The sequence below is a fragment of the Petrotoga sp. Shatin.DS.tank11.9.2.9.3 genome (assembly GCF_003665005.1).
Classification (GTDB): Bacteria; Thermotogota; Thermotogae; order Petrotogales; family Petrotogaceae; genus Petrotoga; species Petrotoga mobilis.
The window spans coordinates 359,496-373,736 of the sequence record NZ_JGVT01000003.1; the positions used below are offsets into that span (position 1 = coordinate 359,496).

The window sequence follows — 14,241 nt, forward strand, 5'->3', positions numbered from 1 at the left end:
ATGAGATATTTTGGGATTTTATTTTTAGTAATTTTGATCTTTATTTCGATTTTATTTAATACTTTTGAAAGCTTGGGAGGTATTTTAAAACCTCTAACCTACCCGGTTGATATGCTTTTTTCAACGCTTCATTTCAAGATTTCAGAAAGAAATGCAAGTGGTGAAAAAATTTCTAATATCTTAGATGAAATTAAAAAACAACCTATTTATTTAATTGAAAGTAAAGAGATCGAAAATGTAGATTTAACGATCCCGCGAGGTATAATTTTGAGTGAAACAGAGCGCTCTTTTAACGTTTTGACGACTAATGAAGGAAATTTAGAAAAAGGTTATTTAGCCGTTTCTACAGATGGAAATCTTTTAGGCTTTGTTGAAAATACATTTTCAGATAGAGTAGTGGTTAGAAAATTGGGTTGGGGAAACCAAGATTTTTTTGGAAAAATAGGTGTCGTAGATGTGTTGATAAAAGAAGATAAAGGTAATTTGTTGGTGGAAATACCTGATAATTATAATGTAATAATGGACGAACACCTAAACATGGATCTTCCCGATTATGTAAAAAGCGGAGAAAAAGAAGGTATATTTTTATCAGGTGAAATTGTTTCTAAATATGGAGATCTTTATCTTTTCAACCCTGTGATGATCGATGATTTTTTAGTTTACTTTTTTCCTTACTAAAGTAAAGAAGTGAGAATATATGATGTATCTAATTTATTTTTTATTAGCCCTCATTACCGCTTCGTTTGATAGATGGCTTGGAGAAATACTTTTTTTTGTTTTTCCTATAATTGCGTTATATGTGGCAAACTTTGAAGAAGATGATACTAGACTTCTTTTCCTCGTATTGATATATACTATTTTCTATTTCAATTCTAGGTTTGAATTGGGATTTCTTGCAATAATTTTTTTTGCCATCTTTCTTCTCATCAACTTTTTCTTACATCAATTGGAAATGACTTTAATTAAAGCATTGATATACGTGGGTGTTTTGTCGCTGTATATGAGTGTCATTACTTCTTCTCTTTATCCTTTTTTATGGGATATGATTATCGTCTTTGTATTATATTTTATGAACATGAGGCTGGTTTTCAATGAAAGAAAAAAGAGCTAAAATACTGTTTTCTTTATTTTTTTTGGGTATTGCTTTACTTTTTGCGAGATCATTTCAATTACAGATTTTAAACTGGGATAAATATTCAATGGAAGTTCAAGAGTTATCAACAAGAATTGTAAAAGATTCTCCTAAAAGAGGAAATATATACGATAGAAATGGAAATTTGTTAGCATGGAACCAAAGGATATATAACTTAACAAATTTAGGAGGAACGTTGAGTGAAGGTACAGAAGCTGAATTGTATCAAGTTCTGAAAGATGTAGTGGATAATCCGTATACTATAATAGATAAATTAAATTTTCAAAAAAGAGTGAATTTAGAAATAAATTCTGTAACAGCTCAAAAGATAGGAAGCATTGACAAAAATCTACAAGTTGAAGAAAGATATATAAGAAAGTATGCCCACGAATCTTTGTACCATGTCTTGGGTTATGTGGACAATGAAGGTACTCCAAGATCAGGATTAGAATTGGTGTTTGATGAAGAATTACAGGGGCAGCCAGGGTACAAAATGGTCAATATTGCTACAAATGAATCAGTTTCACCTATAATTGCTCAAGCCCATTCTATTGACGGGAATAATATTTATTTAACGTTGGACTTAGATTTACAGATCAAAGCCTACAATTATTTAAAAGAAAATAACTACAATGGCTCGGTGATAATCTCCGAACCAAAAACTGGAGAAATATTGGTCTTTGTTAGTCATCCTTCGGTTGATCCGAATTTGTTTGCCCAAGGAATGAGTAATTTAGAGTTTCAAAGAATTTTGAATGACAATAATATGCCATTGTTAAATAGAGCTGCATCCGCATTGTATCCTCCAGGGTCTATTATAAAACCGTTTGTTGCATATGCTGCCCTTGAAGGGGGAATCTCTCCACAAGCAACTATAAATTCCACTGGAAGATACGATTTAAAGAACTCTCAAGGTAACGTTATCGCATCTTATTACGATTGGTATACTTTAGGACATGGTGAAACCGATTTGGTGAAATCCTTGAGGGCATCGGTTAACTCTTATTATTACTGGCTTGGTGAAAAGTTGGGAATAGACTATTTGAAAAATGTCGCGGATAGATTTGATATTACTTCTAAAACAGGTATAGAAATACCAAATGAAAAAAATGGGATTTTTCCAGACCCTGAATGGAAGTATGAGAAATTTGATACTATATGGTATCCAGGAGAAACATTATTAACGTATATAGGTCAAGGATACATCACTATGACTCCACTTCAAATTCTAAGAATATATAATATTCTTGCTACAGAAGGAGAATATTATCAATTCAGCTTATTTAAAAGGGAAGAAGATATTTTCGGAAAGATTATAAATAAAAACGTGCCTTTACTGAGAGATTCATACGAAATGAACGAAGAATATCTAAAATACATCTATCAGGGTATGGTAGAAGTGACCTCTTTCAGTGGATCAGCTGGTGAAGAAGGTACTGCTTATCAGTCGTTTAAGGATTTTCCAATAACGGTAGCAGGAAAGACAGGTACCGCAGAAGTAGGAGGTGGAAAACCTGCTCACTCATGGTTCGCTGGATTTTTACCAGCAAATGATCCACAGTACTCGATTGTGGTTGTAATAGAAAATGGAGGGATGGGGTCCACCGGTGCAGCACCTATTGCGAGAGAGATACTCGATGATCTACTTGAAAAATATCATATTCAATAAAAAAGGGTGGGGAGCGGGGGAAGGGCGCTATAGATATAGATACTGTTATAAAGAAAATTCTGCTTTTAAAAAAGGATCACAGGGCTGAGCTCTCCCATACATGACTGGGACCCCAGGTCCTTTCAAAAATTCACAAGGAGATGATGTTAATGAAGAAAATGTTTATATTTTTGATGCTCATCGTTTTTTTAAGTATGACGGCTTTGTCTGAGAATTATACCTTCATCTTTAAAGACGTTCAACTGTTCTATAACGTTTCTAACGAAACCTCCTTCCTTGTTCCTGATGGTTTTGATGTACTTTGGATCAGTGGAGTGGATTCTTGGGAACTTAAAAAGGTGTATCAACACTTTCCTTTTAAGATAGCTTCATTGGAAGATTACACTCAAAAATCTATTGAAGCCATAGATGAAAATGTTTACAAGATCATTGGAACAAATGAAATTCTATTTTATAACCCTCAATTAAATCATTGGTGCGTTACCGATGAAAAGAATAAAGATAAGATCCAACCCACTACTCAAATTCTATTGAAAAACCCTAAAAGTGCTGTAATTGCTTTAAGAGGAGAAGGTTCGTGGGAAGTTATCTATGAAATGAAAAGTGATGGAACTTTCAACAAAAACGTTCAATTCAACGGCGTTCCTGTTGGGCAAACCAACCTATACTTAGTTAATGAATATCTTAACTTGTCTTCTCGTGATTACATAGAGAGTACAAAGTTATTGAGTAGCACACGTATGGTAAATGAAGATGATTTTGGAATGGTTGCAAAAGAGGCAATTCTAAGTCAAACTTATACAATGAATTTGGGAAAAGTCAATTTTCAAAATACTTTAATGAATGTTAGGATATCTCAAAACGATATATTATCATACCAAGACAGAAACGTAGTTAATTTTTCTTTGTACTCTAATATACCAAATTATACAAAAACTCAGATAATAAGACACATAGAAAACACAAAATACAATGGTTTAGGGATAGAATTACCTTCGGGAGAAGTCTGGATACACGAAGAATTCGATAATGAAAGTTTTCCGATAAAGTTAGCGTACATTAATGATACTCCCGTTGGAGACACGCTCAAGATAAACTTAGGGGAGAGTTGGGATGTACAATATAAGATAGAAAAATTGTCGGATGTTGAAGTTAAATCGGCAAACTCCCGAATAGTAGACTTTTTGATCACAGTCAAGAATTTCAGCTATGATCGACAAATCGTTAACTTGAGTATGTTTGAACCCAATATCGAAATAGAAGAAATGCAAGTAGAAGGAAATTATCAAAATTTAAAAAACAACTCAGAAAAAGGTAAAATTGATATTGTCTTCGATATAATAGATGAGGTAAAAATAAGGATGACAATTAAAACTGTACTTAAAGAATAAAACTCTTAATAATTTCAAAAAAATAGTCGATATTATCTACGAGGTAAAGATTTGATTTTACAGTTAAATCAGATGCACCAAAACCTTCAATAAACTGAAATTTCTCAGCAAATTCTTTGGAGATATCTTCTTCAAGGCGTTTATCTGAAGGGAGCATCGCGACAAATATTATTTTGTTTTCATTGTTTTCTAAAATGCCGTCTATATGCCAGTGTTTTTGATATGCCTTCTCCTTGAAAGTCATATGTCTGCCAACTCTTTGGTAAAGGTTTTTCATAGCAGAACCTATATAGGCGTACAATCCTTTGTTGATCTTTATCTCTTTGTGATGTAAGTTTACTGTAAAGTCTTTTTTTATATCAATCAGTAAAATGTAAGATCCTTTATTCGTCTTTATCCCTCCCAAGAGAAAGGTGATTTTTATGATTGACTCCATCAAGCCAGAGCATTTTAACCCATACTTGGGCTACAAGTTAGACCCGGGCGAGCTTGGATTGGCTAACAGTTCCCCTGCTTCTTTGAGTATACTTAGGGTGGCAGCCCATGAGTTGGGGAATATAAACCAATTTAAATCTCAGGCTCTGAAAAAAGGTGGAATTGTTATATATACAGACATCGACCTTAATCTTAAAAGAAGGGGAGGATTTTTAGCTGCCGTTGGAGGAAAATCTAAAGCTGTTATTCTGTATAGAAAAGAAACAGATAAAAGTTCTCCACAAAATCCCGTTTATGAACTGCAAAATACAGAGAAAAACACCAAGGAAACAAAAGATATAAAGCAAAAGATCGAAAAAGAAATTCAAAAAATAACGAATGAATTAAGAACAGAAACGGATCCAGAAAAAATTAAAAAGTTAATCAGCACCCTTCAATCTTTAGAAATTTATAAAAGTAACAGCTCTTCTTTAGATTTGGAGTTTATTTTAGGATTAACTTTGGATCTAACGGTTTGATTCTAAAACTTCTTCTCTTTTATTACTTTTCTCCGATATCTCCTTGGGGCTGGTCTTTTTCTATAAAATTAATCACCCAACGCCCCACAATTCTTTTGAATATATAACTTGATTTATGTCCCGCCAACAGACCTTTGACTTTTTTATTTGGTAATAAGTTTTGAAGGTCATTTGTGGCTTTATGTGGCATGATTTTATCGAAAAGAGCTTTTATAAAAAGAACAGGTTGATTAACGAACTTAGCATAACTCAGCGAGTCGTAATGATAACAAGTAATAGGTGTTTTTTGGAATATATCATCTATAGAATTGATATTATTTTTTACAAAGTTAGCCGCATCACTTCTAAATTTTTTACAAAACTCTTCGGAATCGCAACCAAATGAATTTTTTTCTTTTGCGTATCTTACCCTAACTTTTTCCGTATATGGTGAGTAAAAGTTTATCCATCTCCAATTCCCACCAGTGATCATCAAGATACCTTTTTTAATCCTATTATCGAGAGCTAAACTCATAGTACCAATGATTCCTCCAAAAGATACCCCCATTAAGTACAAATGATTTTCCGAAAAATCATCGAAGGTTTCAAGCAAATCGATTGCTCTTCGAACATCTTTTACAGAATTATGAAAAAGTACTGTGCACTCATTTGGTTCAGGTGAATAATAAGGGTCACCATCTTCTACATCGTTTGGTTTTCTACTCAGATGGTAAGGAAGGATCACAACACTCGTTCTGTAGCCAAATTTTTTGAAATACCTCCCGTACCATTCAAGGTATGGAACGTTGTTTGGTCCAATACCATGTAGAAAGATTATATCTCCTTTAACTTTTTGTTCAGGTTTAAACATATGAATTACCTGAGTTTCGTTTTCTTTGTAAATGGGATCAGTGTACACAGTGTGGAAAGTGTAAACAGAATAATCGTTTTCTTCTCTTACTTTGTAATTTATCGGAAGTTTAGGATATTCAAATATGTAGTCCGTTGTTTATCACCTCGTATTTTATACATGTAATTGACATTTATGCATCTCTATTTTACAAAGTTATATTTACTTTTTCTTAAAATAAACATTATAAAATTCTGTTATTATAATAAAAAATACCTATATAGGGTATGGGAGGTTGAAAGATAACATGCAACATGTAAAAGTAAAGGTTTATACAACTCCAAACTGTCCTTGGTGCAGAAAAGCCAAATCGTATTTTAGAGAGCTAGGAATAAAATTTAGTGAAGTAGATGTTTCAAGAGATCCAAAAGCAGCAGAAGAACTAGTTCGAAGGACTCATCAAATGGGGACTCCAGTGATTCAAATAGGGAGTCAGTATATAATCGGTTTTGATAAAAACAAAATCGATAGTATGCTGGGGATAAACTAAAAAAACAATTTCAATTATAAAAACATAGGGTCTTTAAAAGCAGACCCTATGTTTTTTTCTCAATCAATCTTTATCAAAACATCGTCCATTATCTTTGGATCGGTTGGGTTACCTCCCCCAAACGACCAAGGTCCTCCATTTGGTGATAATGGTCTCAAGACCCCTTCGATTCCATCGTAATCGTATGTTGTTATATAAATTGTCCATCCTGAAAGGTCGCTTGTGTCAAGTGTTGAAAGTGGAATCATAAAGGTTATTTTATTTTCTTGTTTATTAACCTGCGTAGTAGGGGCAGGAGTTATTGGATCACCATATTTATTAGCTGATGAGTTCTCTGAACTGAAAAGGCTAATACCCCAGCCAGTTGCGTAAACTTCGTAATCCCAATCTAAGCTATTAGGCGTAGTTGCATTTTGAAATGGTAATTCTACTGCTCCTTTTTTGTCAGGGTCGTCGAAGAAGATTTGAAATGTCACATGATCGAATCCGTTTGCAGGGTTCCAGATATCAGTCACATTCTCCATAGTTACAACCATCCTAAGCATAGTTCCAATTTGTATCAATTCAACCTCTTTGATATCCATCTGTTTGTTGAAAGTTGGGTCTTTTGGGTAAGAATAAGTTCCATTAGGTCCTTTATCGTCTCCCAGAGAGTCTTCAACTATTTTAAGAGTCACCATTGGAATTTCGAAATTAATATTATAACTTTCTGAATAATCAACTATTAATGGAGTTCTTCCGTAGGCTTTAACGAATATGTTGTGTTGCCCAGGTGTGAAATCCGAGATGCTTATTGGGATTTCCCAAGGTTCATTTTGTTTTTGTGTGAGATTGATTTTAGCATATTCCTTTTCCTCACGATCAACGATTACCTGAATAGATTTTGCGTTTGATGCTGTTCCTTTTAATACGAAGTTTTCAGAGAAGGTTTGACCTTCTTCTAAATTTGTAATTTCTACAGATACTTCTTCTTCCTTGACAGGGTTAATTTCATTCGTTACCTCGAATATACCGATTGCCTTAGCGTTTAACAAGATATTCAAAGGCGAAGAGTATACGATTTCTTTGTTAATCATATTGTTTACTAAAATGGGTTTAAGAACGGTTCCTTCATCAATCCCTAAATCAACATCTGTAGCATGTTTTTTATTGGAAGATGTATTCATCAAAATAATATAAGATTTTGATTCATCTTTTACTTTATAAATGAAAGGTCCTGGACCTAATTCATCTGCGAAAAGAATTTCTACTTTTCCATATCTGAAGGTTGGTATATTTTTCCTTAATTCAGTTAATTCTTTGATGTACTGAAAGGTAGGTGTTGTTGTATCAAAGTGGTCAACTCCTCCAGAAGCAAATCCCTGGTCAAACATTGCTGCCCTTGTTTCAACAAAGTTTTGTTCGGTACCGTAATAAATAGTTGGTATTCCAGGAATAGTAAATATAAAAGTTAAGGCCTGCTTGAGACTGTTTATATCAGAACCTTTTAGGAATCTATCCATATCGTGATTATCAATAAAGGTTATCATTCTTGAAGGATCTTTGTACATAGTTTCTCTTTGATTTAATCTATACTCCAAGTAAGATGTTGGTTTTCCTTCTTTAAACACACGCTTGATATCCGTTTGAAGAGGAAAATCTAACATTGAATTAAATCCAATTTCCATATATTCATTTAAAGATTTCTCCGCTACGTTCGTGAACGGTTGAGGTGTTATCCATGCCTCACCATAAGTTAAGAAATCATTTTTTTCAACTTTTTGCGCTATTTCATATATTCCATTTTCTCCATTTAAAAATTCTTCCCAAAATTCATTTGGAACATATATAGCGGTATCTATCCTAAAACCATCTATATCCGCTTCTTCTATCCAAAAAGTGTAAGAATCTTTCAAAGCTTCAATCACTAAAGGATTCTCAGTGTTCAAATCATCTAACTGAGAAAATTCGGTATTATATTGGTTTGGATTTTTAATTTCAGAGGGCCAATGATAAACATTCAATTTTCTTTGTTCTGGATCGTTATAATCATTCATATTGAAAGGATACTGGTCGGGTTTGTTTGTTGGAACACTTTGATTGTTTAAAAAATATCGTCCGTTTTTGTAAATCAAAAAATTACCCGTATGATTCGCTACGATATCTTGAATTACATACATACCTCTTTTGTGAGCTTCTTCTACAAATTTTTTGTAAAGTTCTACATCTCCAAAATGTTCTTCTACCTTTTTAAAATCTCTTGCCCAGTAACCGTGATAACCTCCATAATTCACACTTCCATCCCACCATTGGTTAGCGACAGGCGGTGTAACCCAGATTGCAGTTGCCCCTAATTCTTTTATATAATCTAACTGGTCGATCAAACCCTGGATGTCTCCACCGTTGTACTTTGAGTTCACCATTCCACTTTCTATTCCTGAATCTGTTAGTACATCGTTGGAAGTATCTCCATTTGCAAACCTGTCTATCATAACAAAATAGATAATCTGATCTTCCCAATTTGGAGAAGGTGTTCCAGAAAAAACAAAGGAAGCTAAAAAAAGAAGCAATGTTACTAAACCTAAGTATCTTTTCATTTCTCCATCCTCCTTTTAACTTTTGTAATAATGGAAACGTTTTACTAAAAAATTATAACATAAATTTGAGCGACGTGCAAATCCAAGTAATACGCATAACAAAAAGGGATGCATTGTGCATCCCTTTAAGTGCTTAAAGATTATTCATTGAATTCTATGAGGCCTAAGTCTCCATCTTTTCTTTCATAAAGAACGCTTATGGCATCATTGTCTGGATTTCTGAAAACGAAAAATGAATGGCCTAAAAGTTGCATTTGTAACATTGCTTCTTCAACGCTCATAAGAGTTAGATCAAAATTTTTTGTTCTCACAATCTTTGGAGCATCAGGTTTTTCTTCAATTTCTGATTCATTTTCTTCAGCTAAATCAAGATTTTTAATGTCAGGATTTTGAAGATTTTGTTCTATTTCCATACGCGCCTTTTTATCTGTTCTACTTTGTTCTTGTAAACGATTCTTTAGTTTTCTGATTTTTCTTTCCAAAGAGTCTGTTACCTCATCAATAGCTTCATAAAGATCGTTACTTCTTTCTTCTACTTTTATGATTTTACTTAGAGGTTTAACATGGGTAGTTATTTCAACTTTGTATATGCCCCTCTCTTTTGTTATTCTGACATCAGAAGGAGAGACAATATCAGGATGTTTTTTGAGCAGATGGTCTGGTTTACTCATTCTTTTTTCGATATAATTCTCTAAAGCTTCGGTAAGTTCTACTTCCTTTGTATAAATTTTATACTCCATCTAAATCACCTCCAGATTTGAATAGTTGCTATACTTATATCTATATTTTAGCATTAAATATGAATATTGTTTTCAGAGTAACATTTATACTAACGTAGTGGGGGGATTAACATAAATTTTGATGTCTCTAAAATGTTTTTTAAGCGTTGAGTATAAAAAGTCATGATTTTTCTGTTTACTTTTTATAATGATTTGATACCTGTAATTCCCTCTTAATTTGGAAATGATTGGCACAACGGGTCCCAATATTTCAATATCAACTTGATTTTCAATTTTACTCAACTCTTCGACGATTTCATTTGCTTTAGCCTTTGCTTTGTCAGCGGAAGGGTTGTTCACTAAAATCATAAATAATGTGACGAACGGAGGATATCCGTATATTTTCCTTTGTTCAAGATCATTCTCTGCAATTAGGTCAAAATTATGATCAATTAAAGATTTATAAATATGATTCTCTGGTTGAAAACTCTGAATGATAACTTTGCCTTTCTCTTTCCTGCCAGATCTTCCTGCAACCTGCATCAGCAAAGAGGCTGTGCTTTCTTGAGCGTTGTAGTCAGGAAAGTTGAAATATCTGTCAGCGTCAAGAATGACTACTAAATCTAAATCTTGAATATCCAAACCTTTAGTGATCATCTTAGTTCCAACAACGATCTTTTTCCCTGGTTCTTTCATGAAATTAAAAGTGTTTCGTAAATCTTTGAATGTTTTTATAACCGTCCTATCAACCCTTACTAGAGGTTGTGAAGGGAACAATTTAGCCAATTCAGCCATAACCCGTTCCGTACCGAAACCTCTTGTTTGAAGTTTAAAGCCTCCACACTTTGGACAAAAATTTGGTAATTCACTTTCCTTTCCACAGTAATGGCATCTTAATTTTCTTTCATTTTTATGAAAGGTTAATGAAACATCACACTCATCACATTTGAATATATATCCGCAGTCGCTGCAAATTACATAATTGGCATATCCTCTTGTTGGCGTGAAAACAATTACTTTTTTGTTTTTTTTCAAAGAAATTTCTATATTTTCTACTACCTTTTTGCTGAATATCCAGTTATATTTTTCATCTTTTTTCATATCAACTATTTGGACTTCAGGCATTTCGGTAAAGTACCTTGTATGTATTTTTTCAAGATAAAAAAAGTTCGCTTTTGCCTTGTACAGATCAATCACTCGTGGTGTTGCTGATGAAAGTATCAGTTGAATGTCTTCTAAATCTTTTCTAAAACAAGCCGTATCTATCGCATCGTAACTAACGTTTTCTATCTGATAGTAAGATTGATCATGTTCTTCATCGATTATAATCATTTTTAAATCTTTCATGGGTATGAAAATGGCGCTTCTTGTTCCTATGACTAAGTCCAATTCACCATTCACGGCTTTGTACCAAGTTTGTACTCTTTCGCTACTTGTAAGTCCGGAATGGTAAAACGCTGCATTGTAGTTAGCAAATCGTTTTTTTAACCTGATCATTAGCTCCGAGGTTAAAGAGATTTCTGGCACTAAAAGAAGGACTTTCCCGCCATTTTCCAAGATAGGCCTTGCAACTTCAAAAAATACTTCTGTTTTACCGCTCCCCGTAACCCCATACAATAAATGTGGTTTATCAGAATTTGCTTTTATTGCTTCAACTGCTTGCCTCTGTTCATCATTTAAAGAAATTTCTGTATTTTCTTCGTAAATTGGGAAACCTTCAGATAATTCAATTATACCTTTTTTCCATAAAGTGTTCAAAACGGTGGAACCTTTTTTCAAAATACCTTGTGAGTACAGATCGCTTTCTAAGGTTTCACCGTTTATGGATAGATAATTTATTACCTCTCTGGCAGATTTTGACACATTGAACTTCCACATCTCTTTTAAGTCCATTTTTAGGCTAACAAACTTATCTATTTTCTTTGTAATTTCTTTTCTGTATAGTTCTATCTCAATTAAATTTGAATCTAAATATTCTCTTAACTGCTTGTTGGCTTTTGAAGCATTATCAAAAGATTTTAAAAATTGCTTGTAAAAAATAGGCTTTTGAATAGGAGAAAAAGAACTTTTTGGTGTAATTCTCAGTTTATAAATATCCGAAGAAAGAGGAGGAAAAAACAATCTTGCAACCTCCCCAATAGGAGCCATAAATTTTGAGCTTACCTTTTCCATAAGTTTGATGTGCTTTTCATTTAAAAAACTCTTATTATCCAATGGAAATGCGATTTCTTTTATTTTGTCGAATTCTGTAGTTTCAGACTCTTTGTAAACTAAACCAGGAAGGAACTTACCTCTTAAATCAATGATAACTCTTTGACCTATCTCTAATTTTTTATCGCTTTTATAGGTAAACCCATTAAAAACCATTTGTCCTATGGGGATTACTTCATAATAATACATCTAAATCCTCCAATTTCACTCGCTAACAAGTACAAGAAAACTTTTACCTGGCATTTTTTCTATGGTATTAAAGCTTTCTCCAGTTAAGATATCTCTGTAACTTCCGTTCAAATCGTACTCAATTTCAATTTGTGAATCTTTAGAATTTAGTGCAATTATGACATTCTCTGATTGATAGCGTCTTTCATAAATTAGAACACTTTCATCTGCATACAGTACTGTATAATCACCTTTTCTCAAGGCATCACTTTCTTTTCTTAATTCCGCCAACTGAGAGTACAAGTCTAAAATTTCCATATTCCACTTACTATCATCCCAGTAAAATGGAACTCTGCAAAATGGATCTGTGGTCCCCGTCATGCCTATCTCATCACCATAATATATTAGAGGTGACCCTATAAACGTCATTTGAAGTACGACAGCTAATTTCATTCGTTGTGTATCTTCACCGAGAGCAGTTAGAATTCTTTCAGTATCGTGTGAACCCAAAAGGTTCCATAACCCATGCAACACTTGTGGTGGATATTTGTCTATATATGCGTTAGTGGTATTAACAAAGTTAATAGCCCTTCCACCTTTGGCATATGCGATAGCCGCATCTCTGAAGATGTAATTCATTACAGAGTCGAAACTTGGATCTTCAAAATAAGAAGTGGCATCTCTCCAAAATTCTCCGACAACTAGGGCTTCTTGGTTTATGTTTTTAATGTTTTCGTAAAGAGCTGACCAATAAGTTTCAGGGAGTTGATCAACCGCATCCATTCTCCAACCATCTATACCAAAACTCATCCATTTACCAATTACCTGATTTATGTATGCCTTCACCTCAGGATTTTCATTGTTTAATTGCGGGAGATCAGCGTACCCATGCCAACCTTCGTAACTTTCTGTAGATTTTTTGATGGGGAATGATTTAATATAGTACCAGTCCAAATAATCAGATTCTTCTTGTTTGAGAAAGTTTTCTTTCATCGCGAAGAATTCTGTTCCTGTATGATTAAATACGCCATCTAAGATTACTTTGATATCTGACTCATGTAACGCCTCTAGCATATTAGAAAAGACTTCTTCGTCTCCAAAAGAATCATCAATTTTTAAATAATTTGTTGTATCGTATTTATGGGGAGTCTGAGCTTCAAAAATGGGGTTGAAGTAGATGGCTTCCACACCAATGTATTCTAAATGATCAATTGAGTCAATGACCCCTTGCAGATCTCCACCATAAAAACCAAAAGAAAGAGAATTTCTATTATGTGGACCGTTCCAACTGTAGGTTCCTTGTGGATCATTGGAAGTATCACCATTTCTGAATCTATCAGGAAATATTTGATAATAGATCCTTCCTTTCGACCATTCTGGTATATCAAAATATGAAATTATAGGATGATTAAAGTCGAATTCAAAAAACTCTTCTGTTCCGTTGAAACCGTATATTATTTCTTCGCTATCGTGGATCAAAAATCTATACTTTAAAACTTCAGCTTCGGTAAATACGTGGAACCTATAAATGATGGTGTTGCTTGATTCTATTACAGATTTTCGTATGGAGGATGCGTTGGCTTGTAGTTCAACGTCTTCAACATCATTTTTTTCGAATTCTATTGAAAGATATATTTCGCCCTTTTGAACCGGATTTATATATCTTCTTTCGTTATCGAAATAAACCTTTTTAACTGAGCCATCGCCAACTTTTGGAAAAACAAATGATTCCTGAACGGTGCGTACATTGAAGATTTCACCGTTATAGGTTTCTATATCCTCGTTTGAAAAATCTATCGTTCTTTTTCCATCTACGATGAATTTATACAGGTATTCACCAGGTTCTAAATCAACATTGTAACGCCACAGTCCGGTGAAGCTTTTTTCCATGGCAATAGGCTCAAAGTTGTTAAAACTGGCAACTAAATAAACAGAAGTTGCTTCTTTCGAGTATAAAAACGTAGTGCTAACAGAAAAAGAAACAACAGCAAAAGTAAGTATCATGACAACGAATAATGCTTTCTTCATGAAAGTAACCCCCCT

At 33.7% G+C, this 14,241-nt stretch carries 12 protein-coding genes; 6 read left to right on the forward strand and 6 right to left on the reverse strand.

Annotation, left to right across the window (positions count from 1 at the left end; translation table 11 throughout):
• The 4 genes from BZ25_RS03575 to BZ25_RS03590 all read left to right on the forward strand — a co-directional run bounded on the left by BZ25_RS03575 (position 1) and on the right by BZ25_RS03590 (position 4,192).
• Positions 1 to 678 (forward strand): hypothetical protein, encoded by a 678-nt coding sequence (locus BZ25_RS03575; protein ID WP_121515224.1) that lies wholly within the window; start codon positions 1 to 3, stop codon positions 676 to 678.
• Positions 679 to 697: 19 nt separating this feature from the next.
• On the forward strand, positions 698 to 1,111 hold the full coding sequence (locus BZ25_RS03580) for a hypothetical protein (RefSeq protein ID WP_103065419.1): 414 nt from the start codon (positions 698 to 700) through the stop codon (positions 1,109 to 1,111).
• Positions 1,092 to 2,801 (forward strand): penicillin-binding transpeptidase domain-containing protein, encoded by a 1,710-nt coding sequence (locus BZ25_RS03585; RefSeq protein WP_121515226.1) that lies wholly within the window; start codon positions 1,092 to 1,094, stop codon positions 2,799 to 2,801. Before BZ25_RS03580 ends, BZ25_RS03585 begins: the two co-directional genes overlap by 20 nt.
• A gap of 149 nt (positions 2,802 to 2,950) precedes the next feature.
• Positions 2,951 to 4,192, forward strand: coding sequence for a hypothetical protein (locus BZ25_RS03590; RefSeq protein WP_121515227.1), 1,242 nt, complete (start codon positions 2,951 to 2,953; stop codon positions 4,190 to 4,192).
• Here BZ25_RS03590 and BZ25_RS03595 read toward each other — a convergent pair.
• The gene (locus tag BZ25_RS03595) at positions 4,182 to 4,628 is read right to left on the reverse strand and encodes a DUF123 domain-containing protein (protein ID WP_121515228.1); all 447 of its coding nucleotides are present in this window, start codon (positions 4,626 to 4,628) and stop codon (positions 4,182 to 4,184) included. The two genes, BZ25_RS03590 and BZ25_RS03595, sit on opposite strands and share 11 nt — an antisense overlap.
• Here BZ25_RS03595 and BZ25_RS03600 point away from each other — a divergent pair.
• The gene (locus BZ25_RS03600; RefSeq protein WP_121515229.1) at positions 4,615 to 5,145 is read left to right on the forward strand and encodes a hypothetical protein; all 531 of its coding nucleotides are present in this window, start codon (positions 4,615 to 4,617) and stop codon (positions 5,143 to 5,145) included. The genes BZ25_RS03595 and BZ25_RS03600 overlap by 14 nt on opposite strands.
• Positions 5,146 to 5,167: 22 nt before the next feature.
• Here BZ25_RS03600 and BZ25_RS03605 read toward each other — a convergent pair whose 3' ends face one another.
• Positions 5,168 to 5,995: an alpha/beta fold hydrolase gene (locus BZ25_RS03605; protein ID WP_147429932.1), complete on the reverse strand. Its 828-nt coding sequence runs from the start codon at positions 5,993 to 5,995 to the stop codon at positions 5,168 to 5,170.
• Between the two features lie 286 nt (positions 5,996 to 6,281).
• Between BZ25_RS03605 and BZ25_RS03610 the strand changes: the two genes are divergently transcribed.
• Complete coding sequence (locus tag BZ25_RS03610) at positions 6,282 to 6,524, forward strand: glutaredoxin domain-containing protein (protein ID WP_012209229.1); 243 nt, start codon at positions 6,282 to 6,284, stop codon at positions 6,522 to 6,524.
• 59 nt (positions 6,525 to 6,583) lie between these two features.
• On the opposite strand, the gene BZ25_RS03615 is transcribed toward BZ25_RS03610, so the two are convergent.
• The 4 genes from BZ25_RS03615 to BZ25_RS03630 form a co-directional block, all read right to left on the reverse strand.
• On the reverse strand, positions 6,584 to 9,100 hold the full coding sequence (locus BZ25_RS03615; RefSeq protein WP_121515231.1) for an alpha-amylase family glycosyl hydrolase: 2,517 nt from the start codon (positions 9,098 to 9,100) through the stop codon (positions 6,584 to 6,586).
• A 140-nt stretch (positions 9,101 to 9,240) separates the two neighbouring features.
• Positions 9,241 to 9,840 carry a ribosome hibernation-promoting factor, HPF/YfiA family gene (hpf, locus tag BZ25_RS03620; protein WP_121515232.1) on the reverse strand — a complete coding sequence of 200 codons (600 nt, stop codon included), beginning with the start codon at positions 9,838 to 9,840 and terminating at the stop codon, positions 9,241 to 9,243.
• Positions 9,841 to 9,924: 84 nt separating this feature from the next.
• Positions 9,925 to 12,219: a primosomal protein N' gene (gene priA, locus BZ25_RS03625; protein WP_012209232.1), complete on the reverse strand. Its 2,295-nt coding sequence runs from the start codon at positions 12,217 to 12,219 to the stop codon at positions 9,925 to 9,927.
• A gap of 15 nt (positions 12,220 to 12,234) precedes the next feature.
• Complete coding sequence (locus BZ25_RS03630; protein ID WP_121515233.1) at positions 12,235 to 14,226, reverse strand: alpha-amylase family glycosyl hydrolase; 1,992 nt, start codon at positions 14,224 to 14,226, stop codon at positions 12,235 to 12,237.
• Between the last annotated feature and the right edge of the window lie 15 nt (positions 14,227 to 14,241).